General features: G+C 52.3%; 26 protein-coding genes. 18 read left to right on the top strand and 8 right to left on the bottom strand.

The genetic code is table 11. The features are described 5' to 3' along the window. Positions 1 to 255 precede the first annotated feature (255 nt). The 4 genes from parC (at position 256) to FTE26_RS03070 (ending at position 7,302) form a co-directional block, all read left to right on the top strand. A complete protein-coding gene (parC, locus tag FTE26_RS03085; RefSeq protein WP_001281842.1) occupies positions 256 to 2,514 on the top strand; it encodes a DNA topoisomerase IV subunit A in 2,259 nt (752 codons plus the stop codon). Between the two features lie 233 nt (positions 2,515 to 2,747). Continuing rightward, the gene (plsC, locus tag FTE26_RS03080; protein WP_000965712.1) at positions 2,748 to 3,485 is read left to right on the top strand and encodes a 1-acylglycerol-3-phosphate O-acyltransferase; all 738 of its coding nucleotides are present in this window, start codon (positions 2,748 to 2,750) and stop codon (positions 3,483 to 3,485) included. Positions 3,486 to 3,559: 74 nt separating this feature from the next. Continuing rightward, positions 3,560 to 4,972 (top strand): cell division protein FtsP, encoded by a 1,413-nt coding sequence (gene ftsP, locus FTE26_RS03075; RefSeq protein WP_000059395.1) that lies wholly within the window; start codon positions 3,560 to 3,562, stop codon positions 4,970 to 4,972. Positions 4,973 to 5,082: 110 nt separating this feature from the next. Further along, positions 5,083 to 7,302 (top strand): YgiQ family radical SAM protein, encoded by a 2,220-nt coding sequence (locus FTE26_RS03070; protein WP_000095187.1) that lies wholly within the window; start codon positions 5,083 to 5,085, stop codon positions 7,300 to 7,302. A 42-nt stretch (positions 7,303 to 7,344) separates the two neighbouring features. Here the strand turns inward: FTE26_RS03070 and yqhH are convergent, their stop codons facing one another. The 4 genes from yqhH to yqhD form a co-directional block, all read right to left on the bottom strand. Then, positions 7,345 to 7,602, bottom strand: coding sequence for a lipoprotein YqhH (gene yqhH, locus FTE26_RS03065; protein WP_000848528.1), 258 nt, complete (start codon positions 7,600 to 7,602; stop codon positions 7,345 to 7,347). Between the two features lie 50 nt (positions 7,603 to 7,652). Further along, positions 7,653 to 8,579, bottom strand: a complete 927-nt coding sequence (locus tag FTE26_RS03060) for a YbjP/YqhG family protein (protein WP_000691598.1) — start codon at positions 8,577 to 8,579, stop codon at positions 7,653 to 7,655. Between the two features lie 199 nt (positions 8,580 to 8,778). Next, entirely contained in the window at positions 8,779 to 9,606 is an 828-nt protein-coding gene (dkgA, locus tag FTE26_RS03055; protein ID WP_000013149.1) for a 2,5-didehydrogluconate reductase DkgA, read from the bottom strand. A 104-nt stretch (positions 9,607 to 9,710) separates the two neighbouring features. Then, complete coding sequence (gene yqhD / locus FTE26_RS03050) at positions 9,711 to 10,874, bottom strand: alcohol dehydrogenase (RefSeq protein ID WP_001058807.1); 1,164 nt, start codon at positions 10,872 to 10,874, stop codon at positions 9,711 to 9,713. Between the two features lie 193 nt (positions 10,875 to 11,067). Here yqhD and yqhC point away from each other — a divergent pair, with 193 nt between their 5' ends. After that, on the top strand, positions 11,068 to 11,967 hold the full coding sequence (gene yqhC, locus FTE26_RS03045; protein WP_000817717.1) for a DNA-binding transcriptional regulator YqhC: 900 nt from the start codon (positions 11,068 to 11,070) through the stop codon (positions 11,965 to 11,967). 39 nt (positions 11,968 to 12,006) lie between these two features. Here the strand turns inward: yqhC and yghB are convergent, their stop codons facing one another. Next, complete coding sequence (gene yghB, locus FTE26_RS03040; protein WP_000268419.1) at positions 12,007 to 12,666, bottom strand: DedA family general envelope maintenance protein YghB; 660 nt, start codon at positions 12,664 to 12,666, stop codon at positions 12,007 to 12,009. Positions 12,667 to 12,805: 139 nt separating this feature from the next. Next, on the bottom strand, positions 12,806 to 13,993 hold the full coding sequence (gene metC, locus FTE26_RS03035; RefSeq protein WP_001295517.1) for a cystathionine beta-lyase: 1,188 nt from the start codon (positions 13,991 to 13,993) through the stop codon (positions 12,806 to 12,808). Between the two features lie 251 nt (positions 13,994 to 14,244). Between metC and exbB the strand changes: the two genes are divergently transcribed. Both exbB and exbD read left to right on the top strand, forming a co-directional pair. Next, a complete protein-coding gene (gene exbB / locus FTE26_RS03030; RefSeq protein WP_000527844.1) occupies positions 14,245 to 14,979 on the top strand; it encodes a tol-pal system-associated acyl-CoA thioesterase in 735 nt (244 codons plus the stop codon). A gap of 6 nt (positions 14,980 to 14,985) precedes the next feature. Next, the gene (exbD, locus tag FTE26_RS03025; RefSeq protein ID WP_001240712.1) at positions 14,986 to 15,411 is read left to right on the top strand and encodes a TonB system transport protein ExbD; all 426 of its coding nucleotides are present in this window, start codon (positions 14,986 to 14,988) and stop codon (positions 15,409 to 15,411) included. Positions 15,412 to 15,682: 271 nt separating this feature from the next. Here the strand turns inward: exbD and yghA are convergent, their stop codons facing one another. After that, entirely contained in the window at positions 15,683 to 16,567 is an 885-nt protein-coding gene (gene yghA, locus FTE26_RS03020) for an NADP(+)-dependent aldehyde reductase (RefSeq protein WP_000018758.1), read from the bottom strand. A 190-nt stretch (positions 16,568 to 16,757) separates the two neighbouring features. Here yghA and FTE26_RS03015 point away from each other — a divergent pair, with 190 nt between their 5' ends. Then, entirely contained in the window at positions 16,758 to 17,252 is a 495-nt protein-coding gene (locus FTE26_RS03015) for a TIGR00645 family protein (protein WP_000439331.1), read from the top strand. A 39-nt stretch (positions 17,253 to 17,291) separates the two neighbouring features. Here FTE26_RS03015 and gpr read toward each other — a convergent pair whose 3' ends face one another. Beyond that, positions 17,292 to 18,332 carry an L-glyceraldehyde 3-phosphate reductase gene (gpr, locus tag FTE26_RS03010; RefSeq protein ID WP_000262151.1) on the bottom strand — a complete coding sequence of 347 codons (1,041 nt, stop codon included), beginning with the start codon at positions 18,330 to 18,332 and terminating at the stop codon, positions 17,292 to 17,294. Between the two features lie 156 nt (positions 18,333 to 18,488). On the opposite strand from gpr, the gene yghX reads away from it, so the two are divergent. The 10 genes from yghX (at position 18,489) to hybG (ending at position 26,516) form a co-directional block, all read left to right on the top strand. Further along, the gene (gene yghX, locus FTE26_RS03005; RefSeq protein ID WP_001297303.1) at positions 18,489 to 19,376 is read left to right on the top strand and encodes a YghX family hydrolase; all 888 of its coding nucleotides are present in this window, start codon (positions 18,489 to 18,491) and stop codon (positions 19,374 to 19,376) included. Positions 19,377 to 19,494: 118 nt separating this feature from the next. Continuing rightward, positions 19,495 to 19,782, top strand: a complete 288-nt coding sequence (gene yghW, locus FTE26_RS03000) for a DUF2623 family protein YghW (protein ID WP_001059136.1) — start codon at positions 19,495 to 19,497, stop codon at positions 19,780 to 19,782. A gap of 188 nt (positions 19,783 to 19,970) precedes the next feature. Further along, positions 19,971 to 21,089 carry a hydrogenase 2 small subunit gene (gene hybO / locus FTE26_RS02995; protein ID WP_000145410.1) on the top strand — a complete coding sequence of 373 codons (1,119 nt, stop codon included), beginning with the start codon at positions 19,971 to 19,973 and terminating at the stop codon, positions 21,087 to 21,089. Positions 21,090 to 21,091: 2 nt separating this feature from the next. Then, a complete protein-coding gene (gene hybA / locus FTE26_RS02990; RefSeq protein WP_001081870.1) occupies positions 21,092 to 22,078 on the top strand; it encodes a hydrogenase 2 operon protein HybA in 987 nt (328 codons plus the stop codon). Then, complete coding sequence (hybB, locus tag FTE26_RS02985) at positions 22,068 to 23,246, top strand: Ni/Fe-hydrogenase cytochrome b subunit (RefSeq protein WP_000017694.1); 1,179 nt, start codon at positions 22,068 to 22,070, stop codon at positions 23,244 to 23,246. The genes hybA and hybB overlap by 11 nt, the downstream gene beginning before the upstream one ends. Continuing rightward, positions 23,243 to 24,946, top strand: coding sequence for a hydrogenase 2 large subunit (gene hybC, locus FTE26_RS02980; protein ID WP_000083065.1), 1,704 nt, complete (start codon positions 23,243 to 23,245; stop codon positions 24,944 to 24,946). The genes hybB and hybC overlap by 4 nt, the downstream gene beginning before the upstream one ends. Beyond that, a complete protein-coding gene (locus FTE26_RS02975; protein WP_001221953.1) occupies positions 24,946 to 25,440 on the top strand; it encodes a HyaD/HybD family hydrogenase maturation endopeptidase in 495 nt (164 codons plus the stop codon). The genes hybC and FTE26_RS02975 overlap by 1 nt, the downstream gene beginning before the upstream one ends. Beyond that, a complete protein-coding gene (hybE, locus tag FTE26_RS02970) occupies positions 25,433 to 25,921 on the top strand; it encodes a hydrogenase-2 assembly chaperone (protein WP_000134014.1) in 489 nt (162 codons plus the stop codon). The genes FTE26_RS02975 and hybE overlap by 8 nt, the downstream gene beginning before the upstream one ends. Beyond that, a complete protein-coding gene (gene hypA, locus FTE26_RS02965; protein WP_000544953.1) occupies positions 25,914 to 26,255 on the top strand; it encodes a hydrogenase maturation nickel metallochaperone HypA in 342 nt (113 codons plus the stop codon). Before hybE ends, hypA begins: the two co-directional genes overlap by 8 nt. 12 nt (positions 26,256 to 26,267) lie before the next feature. Next, a complete protein-coding gene (gene hybG, locus FTE26_RS02960; protein ID WP_000334896.1) occupies positions 26,268 to 26,516 on the top strand; it encodes a hydrogenase maturation factor HybG in 249 nt (82 codons plus the stop codon). Positions 26,517 to 26,611 lie beyond the last annotated feature (95 nt).

The following is a 26,611-nucleotide window of genomic DNA, read 5'->3' as shown; positions in this document are numbered from 1 at the left end:
CTTCTCGAATCGCCCGGAGCGGACCCCCATGCCGAGTGGTGTGGCATGGGCGCAAACTTGTGCTGCCCTCTATGCCGATCAAGTCTACAGCAAAGAGTTGTATATCAAGGCACATTGATGCCTTTATCGCCGTCGGAGCACGTCCGGCGGCGCTATTCACGCTGATCTCCTGTGACTCGACGCGGCAGATAATGTAGTATCTCCGGCAATATTGCCCCTTTGAAGGCTGGCGAATAAGTTGAGGAATCAGAATTAATGAGCGATATGGCAGAGCGCCTTGCGCTACATGAATTTACGGAAAACGCCTACTTAAACTACTCCATGTACGTGATCATGGACCGTGCGTTGCCGTTTATTGGCGATGGTCTTAAACCTGTTCAGCGCCGCATTGTGTATGCGATGTCTGAACTGGGCCTGAATGCCAGCGCCAAATTTAAAAAATCGGCCCGTACCGTCGGTGACGTACTGGGTAAATACCATCCGCACGGCGATATCGCCTGTTATGAAGCGATGGTCCTGATGGCGCAGCCGTTCTCTTACCGTTATCCGCTGGTTGATGGTCAGGGGAACTGGGGCGCGCCGGACGATCCGAAATCGTTCGCGGCAATGCGTTACACCGAATCCCGGTTGTCGAAATATTCCGAGCTGCTATTGAGCGAGCTGGGGCAGGGGACGGCTGACTGGGTGCCAAACTTCGACGGCACTTTGCAGGAGCCGAAAATGCTGCCTGCCCGTCTGCCAAACATTTTGCTTAACGGCACCACCGGTATTGCCGTCGGCATGGCGACCGATATTCCACCGCATAACCTGCGTGAAGTAGCTCAGGCGGCAATCGCATTAATCGACCAGCCGAAAACCACGCTCGATCAGCTGCTGGATATCGTGCAGGGGCCGGATTATCCGACTGAAGCGGAAATTATCACTTCGCGCGCCGAGATCCGTAAAATCTACGAGAACGGACGTGGTTCAGTGCGTATGCGCGCGGTGTGGAAGAAAGAAGATGGCGCGGTGGTTATCAGCGCATTACCGCATCAGGTTTCAGGTGCGCGCGTACTGGAGCAAATTGCTGCGCAAATGCGCAACAAAAAGCTGCCGATGGTTGACGATCTGCGCGATGAATCTGACCACGAGAACCCGACCCGTCTGGTGATTGTGCCGCGTTCCAACCGCGTGGATATGGATCAGGTGATGAACCACCTCTTCGCTACCACCGATCTGGAAAAGAGCTATCGCATTAACCTCAATATGATCGGTCTGGATGGTCGTCCGGCGGTGAAAAACCTGCTGGAAATCCTCTCCGAATGGCTGGTGTTCCGTCGCGATACCGTGCGCCGCCGACTGAACTATCGTCTGGAGAAAGTCCTCAAGCGCCTGCATATCCTGGAAGGTTTGCTGGTGGCGTTTCTCAACATCGACGAAGTGATTGAGATCATTCGTAACGAAGATGAACCGAAACCGGCGCTGATGTCGCGGTTTGGCCTTACGGAAACCCAGGCGGAAGCGATCCTCGAACTGAAACTGCGTCATCTTGCCAAACTGGAAGAGATGAAGATTCGCGGTGAGCAGAGTGAGCGGGAAAAAGAGCGCGACCAGTTGCAGGGCATTTTGGCTTCCGAGCGTAAAATGAATAACCTGCTGAAGAAAGAACTGCAGGCAGACGCGCAAGCCTACGGTGACGATCGTCGTTCGCCGTTGCAGGAACGCGAAGAAGCGAAAGCGATGAGCGAGCACGACATGCTGCCGTCTGAACCTGTCACCATTGTGCTGTCGCAGATGGGCTGGGTACGCAGCGCTAAAGGCCATGATATCGACGCGCCGGGCCTGAATTATAAAGCGGGTGATAGCTTCAAAGCTGCGGTGAAAGGTAAGAGCAACCAACCGGTAGTGTTTGTTGATTCCACCGGTCGTAGCTATGCCATCGACCCGATTACGCTGCCGTCGGCGCGTGGTCAGGGCGAGCCGCTCACCGGCAAATTAACGTTGCCGCCTGGGGCGACCGTTGACCATATGCTGATGGAAAGCGACGATCAGAAACTGCTGATGGCTTCCGATGCGGGTTACGGTTTCGTCTGCACCTTTAACGATCTGGTGGCGCGTAACCGTGCAGGTAAAGCTTTGATAACCTTACCGGAAAATGCCCATGTTATGCCGCCGGTGGTGATTGAAGATGCTTCCGACATGCTGCTGGCAATCACTCAGGCAGGCCGTATGTTGATGTTCCCGGTAAGCGATCTGCCGCAGCTGTCGAAGGGCAAAGGCAACAAGATTATCAACATTCCATCGGCAGAAGCCGCGCGTGGCGAGGATGGTCTGGCGCAACTGTACGTTCTGCCGCCGCAAAGCACGCTGACCATTCATGTTGGGAAACGCAAAATTAAACTGCGTCCGGAAGAGCTACAGAAAGTCACTGGCGAACGTGGACGCCGCGGTACGTTGATGCGCGGTTTGCAGCGTATCGATCGTGTTGAGATCGACTCTCCTCGCCGTGCCAGCAGCGGTGATAGCGAAGAGTAATATGCCGGGGAGGGCGCTGTTTCCTCCCGCTTGCAAGGAACGCCGGATGAAACGTTAAGTCGTCATCCGGCAGCGTATTCAACCCCCGGAAACGATAAAAATTCCCTTGAAACCGTTGTTTATTCATGCGTTGCGATTAACAATACGCTTTTCCAGAGAGCGGCTTTTAACAATGCCCTAACCTGATTTCAGGTGACGTACAATGCCAGTCTCTCAGACCTTCAGAGGGTGTTATGCTATATATCTTTCGTCTTATTATTACCGTGATTTACAGCATCTTAGTCTGTGTATTCGGCTCCATTTACTGCCTTTTCAGCCCGCGTAACCCGAAACATGTGGCCACCTTTGGGCATATGTTTGGCCGTCTTGCGCCGCTGTTCGGCCTGAAAGTTGAGTGCCGCAAACCTGCAGATGCTGAAAGCTACGGCAATGCTATCTATATCGCTAACCACCAGAACAACTATGACATGGTGACAGCATCGAACATTGTGCAACCGCCGACGGTGACGGTAGGTAAAAAGAGCTTGCTGTGGATCCCCTTCTTCGGGCAGTTGTACTGGTTAACCGGCAACTTATTGATCGACAGAAACAATCGCACTAAAGCTCACGGCACCATTGCGGAAGTCGTGAATCATTTCAAAAAACGCCGTATTTCCATCTGGATGTTCCCGGAAGGAACCCGCAGCCGTGGTCGCGGCCTGCTACCGTTCAAGACTGGAGCATTTCACGCGGCAATTGCGGCGGGCGTCCCGATTATTCCCGTGTGCGTCTCTACAACTTCGAATAAGATTAATCTTAATCGACTGCACAACGGTCTGGTGATTGTCGAAATGCTGCCGCCAATTGACGTCAGTCAGTATGGCAAAGATCAGGTTCGTGAGCTGGCTGCCCATTGTCGTTCGATAATGGAACAAAAAATCGCCGAGCTCGATAAAGAAGTCGCAGAACGCGAAGCCGCCGGAAAAGTTTAAGTCGGCAATCTGTATTTTTGCGGGGAACACTTTCCTGCACGGTATTACTTTAGCCAGTTTTACATGGAGCAAATATGTCACTCAGTCGGCGTCAGTTCATTCAGGCATCGGGGATTGCACTTTGTGCAGGCGCTGTTCCCCTGAAGGCCAGCGCAGCCGGGCAACAGCAACCGCTACCCGTTCCGCCGCTACTTGAATCTCGCCGTGGGCAACCGCTGTTTATGACTGTACAACGTGCGCACTGGTCATTTACGCCAGGGACACGCGCGTCGGTCTGGGGAATCAATGGTCGTTACCTGGGGCCGACTATCCGCGTCTGGAAGGGCGACGATGTTAAGCTTATTTACAGCAACCGCCTGACAGAAAATGTCTCAATGACGGTGGCCGGGCTACAGGTACCAGGCCCGCTGATGGGCGGTCCGGCACGGATGATGTCGCCAAACGCTGACTGGGCACCCGTACTGCCCATTCGCCAGAACGCAGCTACTCTGTGGTATCACGCCAATACTCCCAACCGCACGGCTCAGCAGGTCTATAACGGCCTTGCCGGAATGTGGCTGGTGGAAGATGAAGTCAGCAAGTCGCTGCCTATCCCCAACCATTATGGTGTGGATGATTTTCCGGTCATTATCCAGGATAAACGGCTGGATAACTTTGGTACGCCAGAATACAACGAACCGGGAAGCGGCGGCTTTGTTGGTGATACGCTGCTGGTTAACGGTGTACAAAGCCCGTACGTTGAAGTCTCGCGTGGCTGGGTGCGCTTGCGACTGCTGAACGCGTCGAACTCTCGTCGCTATCAACTACAGATGAGCGATGGTCGCCCGTTACATGTGATTTCTGGCGATCAGGGATTCCTGCCTGCTCCTGTATCGGTGAAGCAACTTTCGCTGGCACCGGGCGAGCGCCGCGAGATTCTGGTGGATATGAGCAACGGCGATGAAGTGTCGATCACCTGTGGCGAAGCGGCGAGCATTGTTGATCGTATTCGCGGCTTCTTTGAGCCATCCAGTATTCTGGTTTCTACCCTGGTGCTAACGCTGCGCCCAACCGGCCTTCTGCCGCTGGTCACAGACAGTCTTCCGATGCGCTTGCTGCCAACTGAAATCATGGCTGGTTCGCCAATTCGCAGTCGCGATATCAGTCTGGGCGATGACCCGGGTATTAATGGACAGCTGTGGGACGTCAACCGTATTGATGTCACCGCGCAGCAAGGAACGTGGGAACGCTGGACGGTACGCGCGGACGAGCCGCAAGCGTTCCATATTGAAGGCGTGATGTTCCAGATCCGTAACGTGAATGGCGCGATGCCGTTCCCGGAAGACAGAGGCTGGAAAGATACCGTTTGGGTTGACGGACAAGTGGAGCTGCTTGTTTATTTCGGTCAGCCTTCCTGGGCGCACTTCCCGTTCTACTTCAACAGTCAGACGCTGGAAATGGCGGACCGTGGCTCGATTGGGCAACTGTTGGTCAATCCGGTACCGTAATCTTCATACTCGCCCGAGGAGGGCGAGTATGGAATACCTTTCGATTTCTCTTTCGTTCCGGCTTATAATCCCCGGCCTTTGATTATTTTTTTATCATTTCTGGAAGCAAAATGAGCTCTATCTCCCTGATCCAACCGGATCGCGACCTGTTCTCCTGGCCGCAGTACTGGGCCGCCTGTTTTGGACCGGCACCGTTTTTGCCGATGTCTCGTGAAGAGATGGATCAACTTGGCTGGGATAGCTGCGACATCATTTTGGTTACTGGCGACGCGTATGTCGATCACCCAAGCTTCGGGATGGCGATTTGCGGTCGTATGCTGGAAGCACAGGGCTTTCGCGTCGGGATCATCGCCCAGCCAGACTGGAGCAGCAAAGACGATTTCATGCGTCTGGGTAAACCGAATCTGTTTTTCGGTGTTACTGCTGGCAACATGGATTCGATGATCAACCGTTATACCGCCGATCGCCGTTTACGTCATGACGATGCCTACACGCCGGATAACGTCGCGGGTAAGCGCCCGGATCGCGCCACACTGGTTTATACCCAGCGTTGTAAAGAGGCGTGGAAAGATGTACCGGTGATCCTCGGCGGTATTGAGGCTAGTCTGCGCCGTACCGCACATTATGATTACTGGTCCGATACCGTGCGCCGTTCCGTGCTGGTGGATTCGAAAGCCGACATGCTGATGTTTGGTAACGGTGAGCGTCCGCTGGTGGAGGTGGCGCACCGTCTGGCGATGGGCGAGCCGATTAGTGAAATCCGCGATGTGCGTAATACCGCGATTATCGTGAAAGAGGCGCTGCCTGGCTGGAGCGGCGTGGATTCCACCCGTCTTGATACCCCTGGAAAAATCGACCCAATCCCGCATCCGTATGGTGAAGATTTGCCGTGCGCGGATAACAAACCGGTGGCACCGAAAAAGCAGGAAGCCAAAGCCGTAACCGTGCAGCCACCGCGCCCGAAACCGTGGGAAAAAACCTACGTGTTGCTGCCTTCTTTCGAGAAAGTGAAGGGCGATAAAGTGCTGTACGCCCATGCTTCGCGCATTCTGCACCACGAAACCAACCCAGGCTGCGCCCGCGCATTGATGCAAAAACACGGTGACCGCTATGTGTGGATCAACCCGCCTGCTATCCCGCTTTCTACCGAAGAGATGGACAGCGTTTTTGCGCTGCCGTACAAGCGCGTGCCACATCCGGCCTATGGCAATGCCCGTATTCCGGCTTACGAAATGATCCGTTTTTCGGTCAACATTATGCGCGGCTGCTTTGGCGGCTGTTCTTTCTGTTCTATTACCGAGCACGAAGGGCGCATTATTCAGAGCCGTTCGGAAGATTCGATCATTAATGAGATCGAAGCGATCCGCGACACCGTTCCAGGTTTTACGGGCGTGATTTCCGATCTCGGTGGGCCAACTGCCAACATGTATATGTTGCGCTGCAAATCGCCACGCGCTGAACAAACTTGTCGCCGTTTGTCGTGCGTTTATCCGGATATTTGTCCGCACATGGACACTAACCACGAACCGACGATCAACCTCTATCGCCGTGCGCGTGATCTGAAAGGCATTAAAAAAATCCTCATCGCCTCAGGCGTACGTTATGACATCGCCGTGGAAGATCCGCGCTATATCAAAGAGTTGGCGACCCATCACGTCGGCGGTTATCTGAAGATTGCCCCGGAACATACCGAAGAAGGGCCGTTATCGAAGATGATGAAGCCGGGCATGGGCAGCTATGACCGCTTTAAAGAGCTGTTCGATACTTACTCAAAACAGGCAGGTAAAGAGCAGTATCTGATCCCCTATTTCATCTCCGCGCACCCCGGTACGCGTGATGAAGATATGGTGAATCTGGCGCTGTGGCTGAAAAAGCATCGTTTCCGTCTCGACCAGGTACAGAACTTCTACCCATCGCCGCTGGCGAACTCAACCACCATGTATTACACCGGGAAAAACCCGCTGGCGAAGATTGGTTATAAGAGCGAAGACGTCTTCGTACCGAAGGGCGACAAACAGCGTCGTTTGCATAAAGCGTTGTTGCGTTACCACGATCCGGCAAACTGGCCGTTAATCCGCCAGGCGCTGGAAGCGATGGGCAAAAAGCATCTGATTGGCAGCCGTCGCGATTGCTTAGTGCCTGCGCCAACCATTGAAGAGATGCGTGAAGCTCGTCGCCAGAACCGCAATACCCGTCCGGCGTTGACGAAACATACGCCGATGGCGACCCAGCGTCAGACGCCTGCTACGGCAAAAAAAGCGTCGTCTACGCAATCTCGTCCGGTGAATGCTGGTGCGAAGAAACGCCCTAAAGCGGCGGTTGGACGTTAAAAAAAATCCCCGGCAACTGACATGCTGCCGGGGATTTTTTTATCATTCTGCGTACATACGCAAGCAGCGCAGGCAATCAAAATAGTCCTGAGCATCAAGACGCGTATTGGCTCTGTTAGCTTCGGATTTGGCAGCATAGATTTGTGGGCGTAGTGCTTTCATATCCTGCTCAAGCCGGGCGATTTTGGCATTTAATGTTTGCACATTGCTCGCCAGCTGATTGACCTTTTGCTCATTGACGCAGCCACTGAGCAAGCAGGTTGCCAGAACAACAGCTCCCACGGTGAAAATCGTTTTCATATAGTGTTCCCTTTTATTTATTGTTCCGGCTAATTGTTATTTAATTCAGCTCATTGCTTTAATCTGGCGGCGGTTTTTGCCTCAATCTGCTTAAGTAGGCTGCCGCTGTTCGGGCGGATAAAATCAGCGATTTCCCACTTGCCTTCGCGCCGCTGTAAAACCAGTTCTTGCTCTTCGTTGTTGCCATTGGTCAGCGTAAAACGAACATGAATGCGGGCGGAATCGGCGGTTTTCTCCAGGACTCGAATTTCATCAACGCGTGAAAATAGCGACTCTTCGCCAAAACAGATCGGATTGTCGTAAATAAATTGCCGTTCTATTTGCATATCTTCATCGGGATTATTGGCCGTCTTGAAGGTGGTTTTATAGAAGGCATTAACCGCCTGGCGGTAAGAGTCGGAAACCACCCACGTCCACGGCCAGCTATAATCAGCAATATGTTCAAAGAGTTCGGCAACAAAGGCTTCCGGCTGTTCTTTTTGCAACGAAGCTAAAGCGGCCAGCGTTTTTTCATTCTCGCTATTAACTGCTTGTAAGACGCTGCCATGATTGCTGACAATATCGTCAATGACCCAACGACCATTTTCCGCCACCATTTTCAGTGTCTGCGTGGTCTTTTCTTTATCATCTTTAAAGATACGAAAGCGCACAACGGCATCGGCATGATCGGCGTCAGTTTGGGTTATCGCAACGCTTTCTAGCACCAGATCGCCAAAATCCTGACAATCACAAACCGGATCATAATCCAGCCAGCCAATATTGCCCGGCAGCGTAAGATTGTCGTTCAGGGTAAGCGCCTGTTGAATACGCGCAGAAGTTATCGCCCGCTCTCCGGTTTCACCAAAATAAGGGGCAGTGGCATCTGATTTATAGTTCTGATAAATATGCCGGACTGTTTGTTCTACGGTCAGTGAGGGGGGCTGTGCGTGTACGGTAAAACTTGCCAGGGCTGCTAAAAACAGAAGTATTATTTTCATCTGTTTTTCACCTCTCCGTTGCGTTTATCCCGGATATAGATGAGTTGTTCTTTTAAGAGCTTCCGGCTCTGCATGATGATGTCCTTATATTTGGCATTCCTGAACAAGGAAGAGTAACAACGGGCGGGACGCGAGGGGAATAAATGATTTCTGAAAAGTCCGGTAGCGGAACATTACCGCCACCGGGAGAATTTGCATGTTAGCCGCCGAACTGGTCAGGATCGGGACCGAGACGCTTGCCCTGATCGAGTTTTGCAATTTCGCCGAGTTCGTCTTTGTCGAGACGGAAATCCCAGACATCAAAGTTTTCGGCAATACGTGAAGGTGTGACCGATTTCGGGATCACCACCAGGCCGCTATCCAGATGCCAGCGGATAACAATCTGCGCCGGGGTTTTGCCGTATTTATCTGCCAGATCGCGAATGACTTTCTGATCGAAAACGCCTTTCCCTCCTTGCGCTAATGGGCTCCAGGATTCGGTCTGGATTTTGTGTGTCGCGTTCCAGGCGTGTAGCTGGCGTTGTTGCATCAGCGGATGAAGTTCGATCTGGTTTATCACAGGCGTCACGCCAGTTTCATCAATCAGGCGTTGCAGGTGATGGATCTGGAAGTTGCACACGCCGATGCTTTTGATTAATCCCTCTTTTTGCAATTCGATCATGCCTTTCCATGCTTCGACATAATGGTCGATAGCGGGAACGGGCCAGTGCATTAAGTAGAGGTCGATATAATCAAGCTGGAGTTTTTTCAGGCTGTCGAGCAGGGCTTCGCGGGGGCGCTTGTGGTCGTCGTTCCACAGCTTAGTGGTGATGAACAGTTCTTCTCTGTTGACTGAGGCATTTTTCAGGGCTTTGCCGACACCTTCTTCGTTCTTGTAGGCCGCGGCGGTATCAATCGAGCGATAACCCACTTCTAACGCTTTTTGAATGGCGGTGATTACTTCCTCATTACTTGCTTGCCAGACGCCCAGTCCCAACTGGGGCATGACATTGCCATCCTGTAGCTTAATAACGGTTGGATTAGCCATACGTTCCTCCTTTATATGAACTCACCGGAGCAGGCTCCGGTGAGGTGTTGTGAACTTAAGTCTGGACGAAATGCCCGAAAACGAAAGTTTGAGGCGTAAAAAGCTTAGCGGGCGGCTTCGTATATACGGCGGCTGACATCCAGCGTAATGTCATGATTTTCGCCCAGTTGGGTCATGCCGTGCTCTTCCAGTTTTTTCAGCAAAGCCGGGATGGAGCTGCCGTCCAGACCGTAGTCGGAGAGGTGGGTCGGCACGCCTAATTGCTCAAAGAAATTGCGGGTTGCGGCAATCGCGGCGTCAATACGCTCATCGTCGGAACCTTCAGTGATGTTCCAGACGCGTTCAGCATATTGCAGCAGCTTAGCGCGCTTGGTCTCGCGTTTTTCATTCCACAGTGCAGGCAGGACGATAGCCAGTGTTTGTGCGTGATCCAGACCGTGCATCGCAGTCAGTTCGTGGCCCAGCATATGCGTTGCCCAGTCCTGCGGTACGCCAGCGCCAATCAAACCGTTCAGCGCCTGAGTCGCCGCCCACATGACGTTGGCGCGCACATCGTAGTTTTCTGGCTCTTTCAGGGCTTTCGGACCATCTTCGATTAGCGTCAGCAAAATGCCTTCTGCGAAACGGTCCTGAATTTTGGCATCAACCGGTTTGGTAACATACTGTTCCACGGTGTGTACAAAGGCGTCCACTACGCCGTTAGCCACCTGACGCGGCGGCAGGGTGTAGGTATAAACCGGATCGAGCACGGCAAATACCGGCTGAACATGGGCAGAATGGAACGCCTGCTTGTCGCCTGTGGTTTTACGGGAGATCACCGCGCCTGCGTTGGATTCTGAACCGGTTGCTGGCAGCGTCAGCACACAGCCCATCGGGATGGCGCTTTTAATCTCTTTACCGCCCGTTTGCAGAATGTGCCACGGATCGATATTTTCCGGATAGTTAGCCGCTGCGGCGATAAATTTGGTGCCGTCCAGTACAGAACCGCCGCCAACCGCCAGCAGGAAAGTCACTTTCTGTTCGCGAACCAGTTTCACGGCGTTCATCAGCGTTTCATAAGCCGGGTTTGGCTCAATACCGCCAAATTCCAGCACGTCCATGCCTTTCAGGGCATCCAGAACTTGATCGAGAACGCCGGTTTTTTTCACGCTGCCGCCACCGTAGGTAATCAATACGCGAGCATCGTGAGGAATTTGTTCGCGTAAACCAGCGATTGCGCCTTTACCAAACAGAATGCGGGTTGGGGTGTGCAGATTAAAGTTGTTCATTACTTGCTCCCTTTGCTGGGCCAATATGAGGGCAGAGAACGATCTGCCTGATGTTTTTCATTGTGATCGCCAGCGCCCTGGCTCTCAATGCTCATTTCTGCCAATGTCTTGCCTATTCCTCCAGAGTGCTGGAGAAATGCTACAAAATTGCGCACAATCAAATTGCCGCATTATTCCTAAGAAATTACGCGATATGAAACGTGAAGAGATTTGCCGCTTGCTGGCGGATAAAGTTAATAAACTGAAAATTAAAGAAAATAGTTTGTCAGAACTGTTGCCCGATGTGCGTTTGTTGTATGGCGAGACGCCTTTCGCACGTACACCGGTGATGTACGAGCCTGGCATCATAATTCTCTTTTCCGGGCATAAAATCGGTTATATCAATGAACGCGTGTTTCGTTATGATGCCAATGAATACCTGCTGCTGACGGTGCCGTTGCCGTTTGAGTGCGAAACCTATGCCACGTCAGAGGTGCCGCTGGCAGGGTTGCGTCTCAATGTCGATATTTTGCAGTTACAGGAACTGTTGATGGACATTGGCGAAGATGAGCATTTCCAGCCGTCGATGGCAGCCAGCGGGATTAACTCCGCCACGTTATCAGAAGAGATTTTATGCGCGGCGGAGCGGTTACTCGACGTGATGGAGCGACCACTGGATGCGCGTATTCTCGGCAAACAGATCATCCGCGAAATTCTGTACTACGTGCTGACCGGACCTTGCGGCGGCGCGTTACTGGCGCTGGTCAGTCGCCAGACTCACTTCAGTCTGATTAGCCGCGTGCTGAAACGGATTGAGAATAAATACACCGAAAACCTGAGCGTCGAGCAACTGGCGGCAGAAGCCAACATGAGCGTATCGGCGTTCCACCATAATTTTAAGTCTGTCACCAGTACCTCGCCGTTGCAGTATTTGAAGAATTACCGTCTGCATAAGGCGCGGATGATGATCATCCATGACGGCATGAAGGCCAGCGCAGCAGCGATGCGCGTCGGCTATGAAAGCGCATCGCAATTTAGCCGTGAGTTTAAACGTTACTTCGGTGTGACGCCGGGGGAAGATGCGGCAAGAATGCGGGCGATGCAGGGGAATTAAATACGTTCCCGGTACAGCAACCGGGAACAGGGAAAATCGTCAGGCGTTACAGTATTTTTTTTTAATCACCACAAACAGCGTGCCTAACAAGCCAGCGGTTAACAAGGCAATTGGCAGGATCATCAGGAACGTCATTACCTGATCTTCATGGCGTTTAACGAACGGAATCATACTTAAGGCATAGCCGAAACTGGTTACCACGCTGACCCACAGCAATCCGCTTAACCAGTTGAAAAACTGGAAACGGCGGTTTGGCAGACCGGAAATTCCCGCCATGGTTGGCAGCAGCGTACGGACAAATGCAAGAAAACGTCCAGCCAGCAGCGCCAGCAGACCGTGGCGGTCAAACATGCAGGTGGCGCGCTGGTGATATTTAGCAGGAAGCTGTGCCAGCCAGCCTTTCACCGTTTTGGTATTCCCTAACCAGCGCCCCTGAATATAACTTAGCCAGCAGCCCAGACTTGCTGCGGCGGTCAGAATCGCAATCGTAGGCAGAAAATCCATAACCCCCTGGGCAATCAATGCGCCTGCCAGTATCAACAAGCTGTCGCCTGGCAAAAATGAGGCGGGCAGCAGGCCGTTTTCTAAAAACAGCGTGGCAAACATGACAAAGTAAACAACGCTAACAATATGAGGATCCGCCAGCGCGGCAAAGTCGTGTTGCCAGAGCGCAGCGATGATATCTTGAATAACAGCCATGGACTTTCCTGTGGAACAGCGTTTAAGCCTTTATTTGCCTATTGTACTCCTGAATCGTCCGGGACGCCTTGATCCCGGACGCAACAATTTAAGACTTTTCACAATAAAATGTCTGCAAAATTGTCCAAAAGTGGCAATGTTATACAATCCGCGCAAAACCGGCGTCCAGATCGGCAATCAGATCGTCGACATCTTCCAGACCAATATGCAGGCGAATCAAGGTCCCGCTAAAATCGATCTCGCCTTGTGGGCGAATGGCGGCGATATGTTCTGGTTGATTTGCCAGGATCAACGATTCATACCCGCCCCACGAGTAGGCCATGCTGAATAAACTGAAGTTATCCAGATAGTTCGCCAGCTCTTCATTACTGAGTTTTTTCTTAAGCACAAAGGAAAATAGCCCGCTGCTGCCTGTAAAGTCTCGTTTCCAGAATTCGTGGCCTTTACTGCCAGGCAGAGCAGGGTGGTTAACTCGCGCAACTTGCGGATGTTCTGCCAGCCATTCAGCCACTTTCAGACTGCTTTCATGATGTTGACGCAAACGCACACCTAATGTGCGCAGGCCACGGCTGGTTATATAGGCGGTATCGGCATCGACCATCTGGCCCATCAGATAGGCATTCTCCCGCAGCTGCTCCCAGCAACGGGCATTGCACACGGCAGTGCCAATCATCGCATCTGAATGCCCAACCAGATATTTGGTAGCGGCCTGAATGGAAACATCGATGCCAAAATCCAGCGCCTTAAACAGCACACCGGCTGCCCAGGTGTTGTCGATCATAATGATGGCATCCGGCACCACACTGCGTACGGCGGCAACAATCGCCGGAACGTCGTGGACTTCCATGGTGATGGAGCCTGGCGATTCCAGAAACACGATTTTAGTGTTTGGCTGCAAATGCTTAACGATATCGGCACCAATCAGCGGATCAAACCACGATGTCGTTACGCCCAGTTTGCTGAGGATTTTGCTACAGAAATCCTGACTCGGTTCATAGGCGGTGTTGGTCATCAACACATGATCGCCCTGTTCGACAAAAGCAAGAATGGAATTAGCAACCGCTGCCGCCCCGCAGGGAAATAGCACGCAGCCTGCGCCACCTTCCAGTTCACACATCGCTTGTTGTAAGGAGAAATGGGTTAACGTTCCGCGCCGTCCATAGAACAACTCGCCATTGGCGCGATTGCGCGTCGCGTGCTTTTTGGCTTCCACACTGTCAAAGACCAGCGAAGAAGCGCGCTGAATCACGCTATTTACCGCGCCGAGAGTGTATTTTTTGCTGCGTCCTGCATTCACCAGTTGAGTATCAAGCTTTTTGTCCGCCATGTCGGGATTCCTGTTTTTATACGTCTGGATGTCTAAACTAGCATGAATATTCGCGGGCGCATCCTGAAGAATTGGCATAAAGCAGAAAATTTTCGCAAATGGCGTGCTGGTGACTTTTTTACTGCGTAAACGCAAGGAAAAGAAAGCAAAGGTACGGCAGTATGCAAATAGTAATGAGAACGACTATCAATTCGACGTCATTTTGATATTATTATGCGCAGATTTTGTGACTTGCGTCCTGGAGATACACAGTGGGTAATAATTTAATGCAGACGGACCTTTCCGTCTGGGGTATGTATCAGCACGCCGATATTGTCGTTAAGTGCGTGATGATTGGGCTTATTTTGGCCTCCGTAGTCACTTGGGCAATCTTCTTCAGTAAGAGCGTAGAGTTCTTCAATCAGAAGCGTCGCCTTAAGCGCGAGCAGCAACTGCTGGCTGAAGCGCGTTCCTTAAACCAGGCCAACGATATCGCCGCTGATTTTGGTAGCAAAAGCTTAAGCCTGCATTTGCTCAATGAAGCGCAGAATGAGCTGGAACTGTCAGAAGGCAGCGACGATAACGAAGGTATTAAAGAACGTACCAGCTTCCGTCTGGAGCGTCGGGTCGCCGCAGTGGGTCGTCAAATGGGCCGCGGTAACGGCTATCTGGCAACCATCGGCGCGATTTCTCCGTTCGTTGGTCTGTTTGGTACGGTCTGGGGCATCATGAACAGCTTTATTGGTATCGCGCAAACGCAGACCACTAACCTGGCAGTCGTTGCGCCGGGTATCGCAGAAGCTCTGTTAGCAACGGCAATCGGCCTCGTGGCAGCGATTCCTGCGGTCGTTATCTATAACGTATTTGCACGCCAGATTGGCGGCTTTAAAGCGATGCTGGGTGATGTTGCAGCGCAGGTATTGTTGCTGCAAAGCCGTGACCTGGATCTGGAAGCCAGCGCCGCTGCGCATCCGGTTCGTGTCGCACAAAAATTACGCGCAGGATAATATCCGATGGCAATGCATCTTAACGAAAACCTCGACGATAACGGCGAAATGCATGATATCAACGTGACGCCGTTTATCGACGTGATGTTGGTTCTGCTGATTATCTTTATGGTGGCGGCACCGTTAGCGACGGTAGATGTGAAGGTGAACTTGCCTGCTTCTACCAGCACGCCGCAGCCGCGCCCGGAAAAACCGGTTTATCTGTCGGTGAAGGCAGACAACTCGATGTTTATCGGTAACGATCCGGTCACCGATGAAACAATGATTACGGCGTTGAATGCGTTAACCGAAGGCAAGAAAGACACCACCATCTTCTTCCGAGCGGATAAAACCGTCGATTACGAGACGTTGATGAAGGTAATGGATACGCTGCATCAGGCGGGTTACCTGAAGATAGGTCTGGTCGGCGAAGAAACCGCCAAAGCGAAGTAAAGTAGAATTGCCTGATGCGCTACGCTCATCAGGCCTACAATATCTATTGCAACATGTTGAATCTTCGTGCGTTTGTAGGCCGGATAAGGCGTTCACGCCGCATCCGGCATTAGGTGCTCAATGCCTGATGCGCTACGCTTATCAGGCCTATAAAATCTATTGCAACATGTTGAATCTTCATGCGTTTGTAGGCGGATAAGGCGTTTTCGCCACATCAGGTAAGAGTGAATTCACAATGATGCCCGGTTGCTTTTCACAACCGGGCATTTTTTTAACCTAAATGCTCGCCGCCGCACACACCGTGCACTTCTGCGGTGACGTAGCTCGACTCCTGACTTGCCAGATAAACATATACAGGGGCCAGTTCCGCCGGTTGCCCCGCACGCTTCATCGGCGTTTTCTGACCAAACTGCGGGATCTTATCCTGCGTTTGTCCGCCGGAAATTTGCAGTGCCGTCCAGATAGGGCCTGGCGCGACAATATTCACCCGAATACCTTTCTCCGCGACCTGTTTTGCCAGGCCACGGCTGTAGTTCAGAATCGCCGCCTTCGTAGCCGCATAGTCCAGTAAATGCGGACTTGGCTGGTATGCCTGGATTGACGAAGTGGTGATGATACTTGCACCTTTCGGTAGCAGGGGGATCGCTTCCTGGGTTAGCCAGAACAGCGCGAAAACGTTAATGGCAAAGGTCTTTTGAAACTGTTCGCTGGTGAGGTCTGCAATATCCGGAATGGCAACCTGTTTCCCGGCGACCAGCGCCATAATATCCAGCCCGCCTAACGCCTTGTGCGCTTCGTGAACCAGCGAACGGGCGAATTTCTCATCGCTTAAATCGCCTGGCAGCAGAACGGCTTTGCGTCCGCATTCTTCAATGATCTTTTTCACATCCTGAGCGTCTTCTTCTTCCACGGGAAGATAACTGATCGCCACGTCAGCCCCTTCACGCGCGTAAGCGATGGCGGCAGCGCGACCTATTCCGGAATCGCCCCCTGTCACCAGTGCTTTACGATCTTTCAGGCGACCGCTACCAACATAGGTTTTCTCGCCGCAATCCGGTACCGGTGTCATCTTCGCCTGGATGCCTGGCGTCGGTTGTTTCTGTTTGGGATATTCACCAGTGTAATACTGCGTGGTCGGGTCTTTTAAATGAGACATCGTTTTTCTCCCTTCAGGTTCAACGTCCTTTAAGGGTAGACGCTCTCGATGCGTTGATAAGGGAACCAGGAAGATCCCTAAACCTCAGAATTATGCGACAAAGGTTTAACGTATATGTTGATTTGCTGTTGCGTGCTGTTTACTCAATTGCGATATACTGTTGCCCGTTTTAACTACACGACAGGAATGTATGGAACGTTTTCTTGAAAATGCAATGTATGCTTCTCGCTGGCTGCTTGCCCCCGTGTACTTTGGCCTTTCGCTGGCGTTAGTTGCCCTGGCGCTGAAGTTCTTCCAGGAGATTATTCACGTACTGCCGAATATCTTCTCGATGGCGGAATCAGATTTGATCCTCGTGTTGCTGTCGCTGGTGGATATGACGCTGGTTGGCGGTTTGCTGGTGATGGTGATGTTTTCCGGTTATGAGAATTTCGTCTCACAGCTGGATATCTCCGAGAACAAAGAGAAGCTGAACTGGCTGGGGAAAATGGACGCAACGTCGCTGAAAAACAAAGTAGCAGCGTCGATTGTGGCAATTTCTTCCATTCACCTACTGCGCGTCTTTATGGATGCGAAAAATGTCCCGGATAACAAACTGATGTGGTACGTCATTATCCATCTGACGTTTGTGCTTTCTGCATTTGTGATGGGCTATCTTGACCGACTGACTCGTCATAATCACTGATCTGATTCGGGCGCGGTTCGCGCGCCCGTTATTAACAGGTCATTTATCGGACGACGCCTGCCACAGATTCAGCTCGCCATCGGCGATATGCTGATCAATCTGCGCCAGCTCCTTGGTGCTAAATGTCAGATTATTCAGCGCCTGCACGTTCTCCTCTAGTTGCTCCGCGCGGCTGGCACCAATCAATACCGACGTCACGCGATCATCTTTCAGCAACCAGCTTAACGCCATTTGCGCCATTGATTGTCCACGCTGCTGTGCCATTTCATTCAATAAGCGCAGGCTGTTGAGGTTGGCTTCGGTAAGCATTTTCGGCGTCAGACCACGAACTTTATTCCCTTCACGATGCATCCGTGAATCTTGCGGAATGCCGTTGAGATATTTTCCGGTCAGCAATCCCTGAGCCAGAGGAGTAAAGGCAATACAGCCCACGCCGTTATTTTGCAGGGTATCCAGCAGGCCGCTTTTATCCACCCAGCGGTTTAGTAAATTGTACGAAGGTTGATGAATTAACAGCGGAATTTTCCACTCGTGCAGCAACTCGACCATTTTTTGCGTCCGCTCTGGCGAGTAAGAGGAGATCCCGACATACAGCGCCTTACCGCTTTGTACCGCATGAGCCAGCGCAGAGGCGGTTTCTTCCATCGGCGTATTTTCATCGACGCGATGAGAGTAAAAGATATCGACATACTCAAGCCCCATACGCTTCAGGCTTTGGTCGAGGCTGGCGAGCAGGTATTTACGTGAGCCGCCAGAGCCGTACGGGCCGGGCCACATATCGTATCCGGCTTTGGTAGAGATAATCAGTTCATCGCGATAAGCGGCAAAATCCTCGCGCAGCAGGCGACCAAAGTTCTCTTCTGCGCTTCCTGGAGGTGGCCCGTAATTGTTGGCTAAATCAAAGTGCGTAATGCCCAAATCAAACGCTTTACGCAGGATCGCACGCTGTGATTCCAGCGCGTTAACGTGACCGAAATTGTGCCATAAACCGAGCGATAACGCGGGCAGGCGTAAACCGCTTTTTCCGCAATAGCGGTATTGCATCTGCCCGTAACGTTCGGGATTCGCTAACCAGACCATGACCTCTCCTTTCCACCGTTCAATTTCGAAACAATGTTTCTAGTTTAGCGATTCGCCAGCGCGTATCCCGTAGTCTGGCTCACAGAGTGACGAAAAACTGGGCAAAAACACGCGCTTATGCTTTGCTTAAAAAAACACCAATTGAGGAGTGCAACGATGCCGCGTTTAACCGCCAAAGATTTCCCACAAGAGTTGCTGGATTACTACGACTATTACGCTCACGGGAAAATCTCGAAACGTGAGTTCCTCAACCTTGCGGCGAAGTATGCGGTGGGCGGGATGACGGCATTAGCGTTGTTTGATTTGCTCAAGCCAAATTATGCGCTGGCGACTCAGGTAGAGTTTACCGACCCGGAGATTGTTGCTGAGTACATCACGTATCCTTCGCCAAATGGTCACGGCGAGGTACGGGGTTATCTGGTGAAACCCGCAAAAATGAGCGGCAAAACGCCAGCCGTGGTAGTGGTGCATGAGAATCGTGGACTGAATCCGTATATCGAAGATGTGGCACGGCGAGTGGCGAAGGCGGGGTATATCGCCCTGGCACCTGACGGCTTAAGTTCCGTTGGAGGTTATCCGGGAAATGATGATAAAGGTCGTGAGCTGCAACAGCAGGTTGATCCAACCAAACTGATGAATGATTTCTTTGCCGCAATTGAGTTTATGCAACGCTATCCGCAAGCGGCAGGCAAAGTGGGTATTACCGGATTTTGCTATGGCGGTGGCGTATCGAACGCGGCGGCTGTCGCGTATCCGGAACTGGCCTGCGCGGTGCCGTTTTATGGTCGTCAGGCACCCACTGCCGATGTGGCGAAGATTGAAGCGCCTTTACTACTCCACTTCGCGGAACTGGACACCCGAATCAACGAGGGCTGGCCTGCTTACGAGGCGGCGTTGAAAGCCAATAATAAGGTTTATGAGGCGTATATCTATCCGGGGGTTAATCACGGATTCCATAATGATTCCACGCCCCGTTATGACAAATCTGCCGCCGATCTTGCCTGGCAAAGGACACTGAAATGGTTCGATAAATATCTCTCCTGATAGGTTTATCTCTTACTGGATTACGTCTTAAACAAGCATGAAAAAATAGCGTGCGCAAAAGTCGTTCTTTGCCTAAAATATCGCTATATATGGCGATATATAACGAGTGAGGTGAACGATGAATAACCATTTTGGTAAAGGCTTAATGGCGGGATTAAAAGCAACGCATGCCGACAGTGCGGTTAATGTGACAAAATTCTGTGCCGATTATAAACGCGGTTTTGTATTAGGCTACTCACACCGGATGTACGAAAAGACCGGAGATCGCCAGCTTAGCGCCTGGGAAGCGGGTATTCTGACGCGCCGCTATGGACTGGATAAAGAGATGGTAATGGATTTCTTTCGTGAGAATAATTCCTGTTCTACGTTGCGCTTTTTTATGGCCGGTTATCGCCTCGAAAATTGATCAAACATACGTATTATCTTGCTTTAATTAATTACACTAATGCTTCTTCCCTTCGTTTTAGCGCCCCGCCGCAGTATCATGATATCGATAACCATAATAAATGTGTGGTAAATGGCGCATCGATCGCATTATTGATTTTGCGATTGAGGCAAAATATATGCCAGGTCTTCGCAACGGAATAACTATAAATGACTGGAGATAACACCCTCATCCATTCTCACGGCATTAACCGTCGTGATTTCATGAAGCTTTGTGCAGCATTAGCCGCCACCATGGGGTTAAGTAGCAAAGCCGCTGCAGAGATGGCCGAATCGGTTACTAACCCGCAGCGTCCGCCAGTTATCTGGATTGGCGCGCAGGAGTGCACCGGTTGTACGGAATCTCTGCTTCGTGCAACGCATCCAACGGTAGAAAACCTCGTGCTGGAGACTATCTCTCTGGAGTATCACGAAGTGCTTTCCGCCGCCTTCGGTCATCAGGTCGAAGAGAACAAACATAACGCACTTGAGAAGTACAAAGGGCAGTATGTGTTGGTTGTGGATGGTTCCATCCCATTAAAAGATAACGGTATTTATTGCATGGTTGCTGGTGAGCCGATTGTGGATCACATCCGCAAAGCGGCAGAAGGCGCAGCAGCGATTATCGCTATCGGTTCCTGCTCTGCGTGGGGCGGTGTTGCCGCAGCTGGAGTTAACCCAACTGGCGCAGTCAGCCTGCAAGAAGTTCTGCCAGGCAAAACCGTTATCAATATTCCGGGCTGCCCGCCGAACCCGCACAACTTCCTCGCGACCGTTGCGCACATCATCACTTACGGCAAACCGCCGAAACTGGATGACAAAAATCGTCCGACCTTCGCCTATGGCCGTCTGATTCACGAACACTGCGAACGTCGCCCGCACTTCGATGCTGGTCGTTTTGCCAAAGAGTTCGGTGATGAAGGCCACCGTGAAGGCTGGTGCCTGTACCACCTCGGCTGTAAAGGGCCAGAAACTTACGGCAACTGCTCAACGCTGCAATTCTGCGATGTTGGCGGCGTGTGGCCGGTAGCGATTGGTCACCCATGCTATGGCTGTAACGAAGAAGGTATCGGCTTCCATAAAGGCATCCATCAGCTTGCCAACGTCGAAAATCAGACTCCGCGTTCACAGAAACCGGATGTTAACGCTAAAGAGGGCGGCAACGTCTCTGCAGGCGCTATTGGTTTGCTCGGCGGTGTGGTTGGGCTGGTTGCCGGTGTCAGCGTGATGGCGGTGCGTGAACTGGGTCGTCAGCAAAAGAAAGATAACGCTGACTCACGGGGAGAATAACCGTGAACAGACGTAATTTTATTAAAGCAGCCTCCTGCGGGGCATTGCTGACGGGCGCGCTGCCGTCTGTCAGTCATGCGGCTGCTGAAAACCGCCCGCCAATTCCGGGATCGCTGGGGATGTTGTACGACTCGACCTTGTGCGTAGGCTGCCAGGCTTGCGTCACCAAGTGTCAGGATATCAACTTCCCTGAACGTAACCCGCAAGGGGAACAGACCTGGTCGAACAACGACAAACTGTCGCCGTATACCAATAACATCATTCAGGTGTGGACCAGCGGCACAGGGGTCAACAAAGACCAGGAGGAGAACGGCTACGCGTACATTAAGAAACAGTGTATGCACTGCGTCGATCCGAACTGTGTCTCTGTGTGCCCGGTCTCTGCGCTGAAAAAAGATCCGAAAACCGGCATTGTCCATTACGACAAAGATGTGTGCACCGGTTGCCGTTACTGCATGGTCGCCTGCCCATACAACGTGCCGAAGTACGACTACAACAACCCGTTTGGTGCGCTGCATAAGTGCGAGTTGTGCAACCAGAAAGGTGTGGAACGTCTCGATAAAGGCGGTTTGCCTGGCTGCGTAGAAGTGTGCCCGGCGGGCGCGGTAATTTTTGGTACGCGTGAAGAGCTGATGGCGGAGGCGAAAAAACGTCTGGCGCTGAAGCCTGGCAGCGAATACCACTATCCGCGTCAGACGCTGAAATCTGGCGACACTTACCTGCATACGGTGCCGAAATATTATCCGCATCTGTACGGCGAGAAAGAGGGCGGCGGTACTCAGGTTCTGGTACTGACGGGTGTGCCTTATGAAAATCTCGACCTGCCGAAACTGGACGATCTTTCTACCGGTGCGCGTTCCGAAAATATTCAACACACCCTGTATAAAGGCATGATGCTACCACTGGCTGTGCTGGCGGGCTTAACCGTGCTGGTTCGTCGCAACACCAAAAACGACCATCACGACGGAGGAGACGATCATGAGTCATGATCCACAACCGCTGGGCGGCAAAATCATCAGTAAACCGGTCATGATTTTTGGACCGTTAATCGTCATCTGTATGCTCCTGATTGTGAAGCGTCTGGTGTTCGGTCTGGGCTCTGTCTCTGACCTGAACGGCGGCTTCCCGTGGGGCGTGTGGATCGCGTTTGACCTGCTGATTGGTACCGGCTTTGCCTGTGGCGGCTGGGCGCTGGCGTGGGCGGTATACGTCTTTAACCGTGGGCAATACCATCCGCTGGTGCGTCCGGCGCTGTTGGCGAGTCTGTTTGGTTACTCACTGGGGGGCTTGTCGATCACTATCGACGTGGGTCGCTACTGGAACCTGCCGTACTTCTACATTCCGGGTCACTTCAACGTGAACTCGGTACTGTTCGAGACGGCGGTCTGTATGACCATCTATATCGGCGTGATGGCACTGGAGTTTGCTCCGGCACTGTTTGAACGTCTGGGCTGGAAGGTTTCTCTCAAGCGTCTGAACAAGGTGATGTTCTTCATCATTGCACTTGGCGCGCTGTTGCCGACCATGCACCAGTCTTCAATGGGGTCACTGATGATCTCGGCGGGCTACAAGGTGCATCCGTTGTGGCAGAGCTATGAAATGTTGCCGCTGTTCTCGCTGCTGACGGCGTTCATCATGGGCTTCTCGATTGTCATCTTTGAAGGTTCGCTGGTGCAGGCGGGTCTGCGTGGCAACGGTCCGGATGAAAAGAGTCTGTTCGTCAAGCTGACCAACACCATCAGTGTGTTGCTGGCGATTTTCATCGTGCTGCGCTTTGGCGAGCTTATCTATCGCGACAAGCTGTCGTTAGCGTTTGCCGGTGACTTCTACTCCGTGATGTTCTGGATTGAAGTCCTGCTGATGCTCTTCCCGCTGGTGGTTCTGCGTGTGGCGAAGCTGCGTAATGATTCCCGCATGCTGTTCCTGTCAGCACTGAGCGCACTGTTAGGTTGTGCAACCTGGCGTCTGACCTATTCGCTGGTGGCATTCAACCCGGGCGGCGGTTACGCCTACTTCCCGACCTGGGAAGAACTGTTGATTTCTATTGGTTTTGTGGCTATTGAGATTTGCGCTTACATCGTACTCATTCGTCTACTGCCGATACTTCCTCCTTTAAAACAAAACGATCATAATCGTCATGAGGCGAGCAAAGCATGAGCCAGAGAATTACTATTGATCCGGTAACCCGTATTGAGGGGCATTTACGCATCGATTGCGAAATCGAAAATGGCGTCGTTTCGAAAGCATGGGCTTCCGGTACCATGTGGCGCGGCATGGAAGAGATCGTGAAAAACCGCGATCCGCGCGATGCATGGATGATTGTGCAACGTATCTGTGGCGTATGTACTACCACTCACGCGCTGTCTTCCGTTCGTGCGGCAGAAAGTGCGCTGAATATCGACGTTCCGGTTAACGCGCAATACATCCGTAACATCATTCTGGCTGCGCACACCACGCATGACCATATCGTTCATTTCTATCAGCTTTCGGCGCTGGACTGGGTGGATATCACTTCTGCACTGCAAGCTGACCCAACCAAAGCCTCCGAAATGCTGAAAGGCGTTTCGACCTGGCATCTGAACAGCCCGGAAGAGTTCACCAAAGTTCAGAACAAGATCAAAGATCTGGTTGCCAGCGGTCAGTTGGGTATTTTCGCTAATGGCTACTGGGGTCACCCAGCGATGAAACTGCCGCCGGAAGTGAACCTGATTGCGGTAGCGCACTACCTGCAGGCGCTGGAGTGCCAGCGTGACGCTAACCGCGTCGTGGCGCTGCTGGGCGGTAAAACGCCGCACATTCAGAACCTGGCAGTGGGTGGTGTCGCGAACCCAATCAACCTCGACGGGTTGGGCGTGTTGAACCTTGAGCGCCTGATGTACATCAAGTCTTTCATCGACAAACTGAGCGACTTTGTTGAGCAGGTTTATAAGGTTGATACCGCGGTTATCGCCGCGTTCTACCCGGAATGGCTGACGCGCGGTAAAGGTGCGGTGAACTACCTGAGCGTGCCGGAATTCCCGACCGACAGCAAAAACGGCAGCTTCCTGTTCCCGGGCGGCTACATTGAGAATGCGGATCTGTCCTCGTATCGTCCGATCACTTCTCATTCCGATGAATACCTGATCAAAGGCATTCAGGAAAGCGCGAAGCACTCCTGGTATAAAGACGAAGCGCCACAGGCGCCGTGGGAAGGTACCACCATTCCGGCTTATGATGGTTGGTCTGACGACGGGAAATATTCCTGGGTGAAATCACCGACTTTCTACGGCAAAACGGTAGAAGTGGGTCCGCTGGCTAACATGCTGGTGAAACTGGCGGCAGGACGCGAGTCTACCCAGAACAAACTGAATGAAATCGTTGCGATTTATCAGAAACTGACTGGTAACACGCTTGAAGTGGCACAGCTGCACTCTACGCTGGGCCGTATTATTGGTCGTACCGTTCACTGCTGCGAATTGCAGGATATCCTGCAAAATCAATACAGTGCACTGATCACCAATATCGGTAAAGGCGATCATACCACCTTTGTGAAGCCGAACATTCCGGCAACGGGTGAGTTCAAAGGTGTTGGCTTCCTCGAAGCGCCGCGCGGTATGCTCTCTCACTGGATGGTGATCAAAGACGGTATCATCAGCAACTACCAGGCAGTTGTTCCATCAACCTGGAACTCTGGTCCGCGTAACTTCAATGATGACGTCGGTCCTTACGAGCAGTCGCTGGTGGGTACACCGGTTGCTGATCCGAATAAACCGCTGGAAGTGGTGCGTACCATTCACTCCTTCGACCCGTGCATGGCCTGTGCGGTACACGTAGTGGATGCCGACGGCAACGAAGTGGTTTCAGTGAAGGTTCTGTAATGCGTATTTTAGTCTTAGGGGTCGGCAATATTTTGCTGACCGATGAAGCCATCGGTGTGCGGATTGTCGAAGCGTTAGAGCAACGATACATTCTGCCGGATTATGTTGAGATCCTCGATGGCGGCACGGCGGGAATGGAGCTGCTTGGCGACATGGCAAATCGCGATCATCTGATTATTGCGGATGCCATTGTGTCGAAGAAGAGCGCGCCGGGAACGATGATGATCCTGCGGGATGAAGAAGTTCCGGCGTTGTTTACCAACAAAATCTCTCCGCATCAGCTTGGCCTGGCCGACGTCTTGTCGGCCCTGCGCTTCACCGGCGAGTTTCCGAAAAAGCTGACCCTGGTCGGCGTGATCCCGGAATCGCTGGAGCCACACATCGGCTTAACGCCGACGGTTGAAGCAATGATTGAACCTGCGCTTGAGCAGGTTCTGGCTGCGCTGCGCGAATCAGGCGTGGAAGCCATCCCACGGGAGGCGATTCATGACTGAAGAGATAGCAGGTTTCCAGACCTCCCCGAAGGCGCAAGTACAGGCAGCGTTTGAAGAAATTGCCCGGCGTTCGATGCACGATCTCTCTTTTCTGCATCCTTCAATGCCGGTGTATGTTTCTGATTTTACGCTGTTCGAAGGTCAGTGGACGGGGTGTGTGATCACCCCGTGGATGCTGAGTGCAGTTATCTTCCCCGGCCCGGATCAACTCTGGCCGCTGCGCAAAGTGAGTGAAAAAATTGGTCTGCAACTGCCGTATGGCACCATGACCTTTACCGTTGGCGAACTGGACGGTGTTTCGCAATACCTCTCCTGTTCGCTGATGTCACCGCTTTCGCACAGTATGTCGATTGAAGAGGGCCAACGTCTGACGGATGACTGCGCACGAATGATCCTTTCGCTGCCAGTCACGAATCCGGATGTACCACACGCAGGGCGTCGCGCCCTGCTGTTTGGTCGCAGGAGTGGCGAAAATGCATGAGTTGTCGCTTTGCCAGAGCGCCGTTGAAATTATCCAACGGCAGGCGGAGCAGCACGATGTTAAGCGCGTCACCGCCGTGTGGCTGGAAATTGGCGCGCTCTCCTGCGTTGAGGAGAGCGCCGTCCGTTTTAGTTTTGAAATTGTCTGCCACGGAACGGTGGCGCAAGGGTGCGATTTACATATCGTCTATAAACCCGCCCAGGCTTGGTGCTGGGATTGCAGCCAGGTGGTGGAGATTCATCAGCACGATGCGCAGTGTCCGCTCTGTCACGGCGAGCGGTTGCGTGTCGATACCGGCGATTCGCTGATCGTCAAAAGTATTGAAGTTGAATAACCGGAGTTAATAATGTGTATTGGCGTTCCAGGCCAGGTGCTGGCTGTCGGTGAAGATATTCACCAGCTTGCGCAGGTTGAAGTATGTGGTATCAAGCGCGATGTGAATATCGCCCTGATTTGTGAAGGTAACCCTGCCGATCTACTGGGCCAGTGGGTGCTGGTACACGTCGGATTTGCCATGAGCATCATCGACGAAGATGAAGCCAAAGCCACATTAGACGCACTGCGCCAAATGGATTACGACATTACCAGCGCGTGATGATTAGCTTTCGTAGATACTGTTATGGCCTGCAAGTTTTTTCCTGGTCCGGTTTCCCGGATTGCAGGCATGCCAGACACAGCGCCGTCAGGCGC

Source organism: Escherichia sp. S10b (assembly GCF_028421345.1).
In the GTDB taxonomy this organism is placed as follows: domain Bacteria; phylum Pseudomonadota; class Gammaproteobacteria; order Enterobacterales; family Enterobacteriaceae; genus ECMA0423.
The sequence above is the reverse complement of the archived record's forward strand: the minus strand, read 5'-3'. Positions and strand labels throughout refer to the sequence as shown.

Coding starts and splice junctions, on each gene's coding strand:
- plsC (WP_000965712.1), top strand. CDS start 2,748: ATGCTATATATCTTTCGTCTTATTATTACCGTGATTTACAGCATCTTA.
- yghW (WP_001059136.1), top strand. CDS start 19,495: ATGAATAACCATTTTGGTAAAGGCTTAATGGCGGGATTAAAAGCAACG.
- ftsP (WP_000059395.1), top strand. CDS start 3,560: ATGTCACTCAGTCGGCGTCAGTTCATTCAGGCATCGGGGATTGCACTT.
- gpr (WP_000262151.1), bottom strand. CDS start 18,332: ATGGTCTGGTTAGCGAATCCCGAACGTTACGGGCAGATGCAATACCGC.
- hypA (WP_000544953.1), top strand. CDS start 25,914: ATGCATGAGTTGTCGCTTTGCCAGAGCGCCGTTGAAATTATCCAACGG.
- parC (WP_001281842.1), top strand. CDS start 256: ATGAGCGATATGGCAGAGCGCCTTGCGCTACATGAATTTACGGAAAAC.
- dkgA (WP_000013149.1), bottom strand. CDS start 9,606: ATGGCTAATCCAACCGTTATTAAGCTACAGGATGGCAATGTCATGCCC.
- FTE26_RS02975 (WP_001221953.1), top strand. CDS start 24,946: ATGCGTATTTTAGTCTTAGGGGTCGGCAATATTTTGCTGACCGATGAA.
- FTE26_RS03060 (WP_000691598.1), bottom strand. CDS start 8,579: ATGAAAATAATACTTCTGTTTTTAGCAGCCCTGGCAAGTTTTACCGTA.
- hybE (WP_000134014.1), top strand. CDS start 25,433: ATGACTGAAGAGATAGCAGGTTTCCAGACCTCCCCGAAGGCGCAAGTA.
- hybC (WP_000083065.1), top strand. CDS start 23,243: ATGAGCCAGAGAATTACTATTGATCCGGTAACCCGTATTGAGGGGCAT.
- yghA (WP_000018758.1), bottom strand. CDS start 16,567: ATGTCTCATTTAAAAGACCCGACCACGCAGTATTACACTGGTGAATAT.
- yqhD (WP_001058807.1), bottom strand. CDS start 10,874: ATGAACAACTTTAATCTGCACACCCCAACCCGCATTCTGTTTGGTAAA.
- hybO (WP_000145410.1), top strand. CDS start 19,971: ATGACTGGAGATAACACCCTCATCCATTCTCACGGCATTAACCGTCGT.
- FTE26_RS03070 (WP_000095187.1), top strand. CDS start 5,083: ATGAGCTCTATCTCCCTGATCCAACCGGATCGCGACCTGTTCTCCTGG.
- yghB (WP_000268419.1), bottom strand. CDS start 12,666: ATGGCTGTTATTCAAGATATCATCGCTGCGCTCTGGCAACACGACTTT.
- yqhH (WP_000848528.1), bottom strand. CDS start 7,602: ATGAAAACGATTTTCACCGTGGGAGCTGTTGTTCTGGCAACCTGCTTG.
- hybB (WP_000017694.1), top strand. CDS start 22,068: ATGAGTCATGATCCACAACCGCTGGGCGGCAAAATCATCAGTAAACCG.
- FTE26_RS03015 (WP_000439331.1), top strand. CDS start 16,758: ATGGAACGTTTTCTTGAAAATGCAATGTATGCTTCTCGCTGGCTGCTT.
- hybG (WP_000334896.1), top strand. CDS start 26,268: ATGTGTATTGGCGTTCCAGGCCAGGTGCTGGCTGTCGGTGAAGATATT.
- yqhC (WP_000817717.1), top strand. CDS start 11,068: ATGAAACGTGAAGAGATTTGCCGCTTGCTGGCGGATAAAGTTAATAAA.
- metC (WP_001295517.1), bottom strand. CDS start 13,993: ATGGCGGACAAAAAGCTTGATACTCAACTGGTGAATGCAGGACGCAGC.
- yghX (WP_001297303.1), top strand. CDS start 18,489: ATGCCGCGTTTAACCGCCAAAGATTTCCCACAAGAGTTGCTGGATTAC.
- exbD (WP_001240712.1), top strand. CDS start 14,986: ATGGCAATGCATCTTAACGAAAACCTCGACGATAACGGCGAAATGCAT.